At 73.6% G+C, this 2,786-nt stretch carries 3 protein-coding genes; all 3 read right to left on the bottom strand.

Translation table 11 applies throughout. The annotated features are described in order from the left end of the window. Positions 1–717, bottom strand: a 717-nt coding sequence (locus PHC73_RS13445) for a CapA family protein (RefSeq protein WP_300129274.1), incomplete at its 3' end; no start/stop codon positions are given. Beyond that, positions 714–1,373: a dienelactone hydrolase family protein gene (locus PHC73_RS13450; RefSeq protein WP_300129276.1), complete on the bottom strand. Its 660-nt coding sequence runs from the start codon at positions 1,371–1,373 to the stop codon at positions 714–716. The genes PHC73_RS13445 and PHC73_RS13450, both read right to left, overlap by 4 nt. A gap of 9 nt (positions 1,374–1,382) precedes the next feature. Further along, positions 1,383–2,786: RtcB family protein (locus tag PHC73_RS13455; RefSeq protein WP_300129278.1), on the bottom strand; the 1,404-nt coding region annotated here is incomplete at its 5' end.

The raw sequence follows: 2,786 nt of genomic DNA on the forward strand, positions 1-2,786 counted from the left end.
CAGCACCGCCGCCGGTCCGAACCACTGCACGCCCAAAAAATGATGCGGGCTGTGGCCCCACACCAGGCGCGCGCCGGCTTCGACCAGGCGCCGGGCGAGCGTGCGGTAGCGGGCGTCGACCGTCGGTACCCAGTTGGGCTGCCAGTGCAGGGCGACGATGGCGTGGTCCACGGCTGCCGCCAGGCGGCGCACGCGCCCGAGCAGCTTGTCTACCTGGGCGGGATCGGCGAGGTCGAGGTAGGCGATGCCGGGCGTATCTGGCCCGGCGGCGAAATCGGCCTGGTGATCGCAGCCGGCCAGCACGCCCAGGCGCTGGCCGGCGATCTCGAGCACCGCCGGCGCCCAGGCGCTCTCGGCATCCGCCCCGGCGCCGACGCAGGCGATGCCGTGGGCGCGCAGGATGTCCAGCGTGTCCAGCAGGCCCGCCGGGCCGGCGTCGAGCGCGTGGTTGTTGGCCAGCGTGCACAGGCCAACGCCGGCATGGCGCAGTAACTCGGCCGCCGCCGGCCGGGCGCGGAAGTAGAACGCCTTGGGCGGGCCCTGGTACCAGGTGTCCGCCGCGGTGATGGCGCATTCGAGGTTCACGGCCACCAGATCGGCGCCGGCCAGGTGCGAGCGCAGCGCCGCCAGCGGCCAGTCCACGCCGTGGCGGGCGATGGCGGCATCCACGCCGCGCCCTAGCATGGCGTCGCCGCCCAGCAGCAGGCGGGTGCTCACTGCCAGGCGGGCGCCGGCAGATGGTCGAGAAACCAGGCGGCGGCGAGCATCGCTACCTGCTCCAGCGCGCCTGGCTCCTCGAACAAATGCGTGGCGCCGGGCACGATTTCGAGCGCCTTCTCGCAGGTGAGCGCGGCCAGCGCCTGGCGGTTCAGCGCCAGCACTTCCGGGTCGTGGCCGCCGACGATCAGCAGCGTCGGCGCGCGTACCCGGTCCAGCACCGCCAGCGCCAGATCCGGTCGCCCACCGCGCGACACCACCGCCGCCACTTGCTGTGGCCGCTCGGCGGCGCTGATCAGCGCCGCCGCGGCGCCGGTGCTGGCGCCGAACAGACCGAGCGGTAAGCCGGCCATGGCCGGCTGACGGCCGGCCCAGTCCACCGTGCCGGTGAGGCGCCCGGCCAGCAGCGGGATGTCGAAACGCAGCTTCGCGGTGCGCGCGTCGATGAGTTCTTCGTCGGCGGTGAGCAGGTCGAACAGCAGCGTGGCCAGGCCGGCACGATTGAGGTGGCTCGCCACCGCGCGGTTGCGCGCGCTGAAGCGGCTGCTGCCGCTGCCGTGGGCGAACAGCACCAGGCCGCGCGCGTCGGGCGGCAGCGTGAGGTCGCCGGCGAGTTCCAGCCCGTCCTGATCGATGATGACTTCGCGTCTGTTCATGACCGCACCTCAACCCTTGATGCACACCAGCGGCGCCAGGCGCGCCACGCGCCGGGCGAGCCCCACCCGCTCGGCCACTTCGACCACGGCGTCGACATCCTTGTAGGCGCCGGGCGCTTCCTCGGCCACGCCGCGCGGCGAGGGGCTGCGCACCAAAATGCCGCGCCCGGCCAGTTCGTTCACCACCGCCCGGCCCGACCAGCGGCGCAGCGCCTCGTGGCGGCTCATGCGCCGGCCGGCGCCGTGGCAGGCCGAGCCGAATGCGTGTTCCCGTTCGCCGGCGCCGCCGGCCAGCACGTAAGACGCCGTGCCCATCGAGCCGCCCACCAGCACCGGCTGGCCGACCGCCGCAAACGCCGCCGGCAGCTCGGGGTGGCCCGGCCCGCGGGCGCGCGTGGCGCCCTTGCGGTGCACGAACAGCCGGCGCGGTGCGCCGTCCACGCGATGGGTTTCTTCCTTGCAGGTGTTGTGCGAGACGTCGTAGATGAGATCGAGGGGCGTGTGCGGGAAAAAGCGCCCGAACACCTGTCGGGTCAGGTGCGTCAGGATCTGCCGGTTGGCCAGCGCGCAGTTGATGGCGGCGCGCATGGCGCCCAGGTATGCCTGACCGAGCGTCGATTCGATCGGCGCGCAGGCCAGCTCGCGGTCTGGCAGCACGAGGCCGTGCCGCGGCGCGGCGTCGCGCATCTGGGCCAGGTAATCGGTGCCGACCTGGTGACCCAGTCCGCGCGAGCCGCAGTGGATGGCGACCACCACCTCGCCTTCATGCAGGCCGAAAGCGTCTGCCGCGGCGCGGTCGAACACGGCCTCGACCACCTGCACCTCGAGGTAGTGGTTGCCCGAGCCGAGCGTGCCCATCTCGTTGCGCTGGCGGTGCTTGGCCAGCGCCGACACCTGCTGCGGCTGCGCGCCCGGCATGCAGCCATGCTCCTCGATGCGCTCGAGATCCTCGGCCCGCCCGTAGCCGCGCTCGACCGCCCAGCGCGCGCCGCCGGCCAGCATGGCGTCGGTCTCGGCGGCGTCGAGGTGCACCGCGCCGCCGCCGCCGAGGCCACTGGGGATGGTGCCAAACAGCGCCTCCACCAGCGGCGCCTTGACGGCCTCCACCGCGCCGCGTTCGAGCCCCGTGTGCAGCAACCGCACGCCGCAGGAGACGTCGAAGTCGACCCCGCCGGCCGACACCACGCCGCCTGCGGCCGGGTCGAACGCGGCCACGCCGCCGATCGGAAAGCCGTAACCCGAGTGCGCGTCCGGCAGCGCGTAAGCGGCCTCGACGATGCCGGGCAGGCTCGCCACGTGCGCGAGTTGCTCGCCCACCTGGTCGTCCATGGCGGCCAGCAGGTCGAGGTCGGCATAGATCACGGCCGGCACGCGCATGGCGCCGGACGGTGGCAGGCGCCATTCGCAGGGGCC

The sequence above is a fragment of the Immundisolibacter sp. genome (genome assembly GCF_028696615.1).
Classification (GTDB): domain Bacteria; phylum Pseudomonadota; class Gammaproteobacteria; order Immundisolibacterales; family Immundisolibacteraceae; genus Immundisolibacter.

Coding starts and splice junctions, on each gene's coding strand:
- PHC73_RS13450 (WP_300129276.1), bottom strand. CDS start 1,373: ATGAACAGACGCGAAGTCATCATCGATCAGGACGGGCTGGAACTCGCC.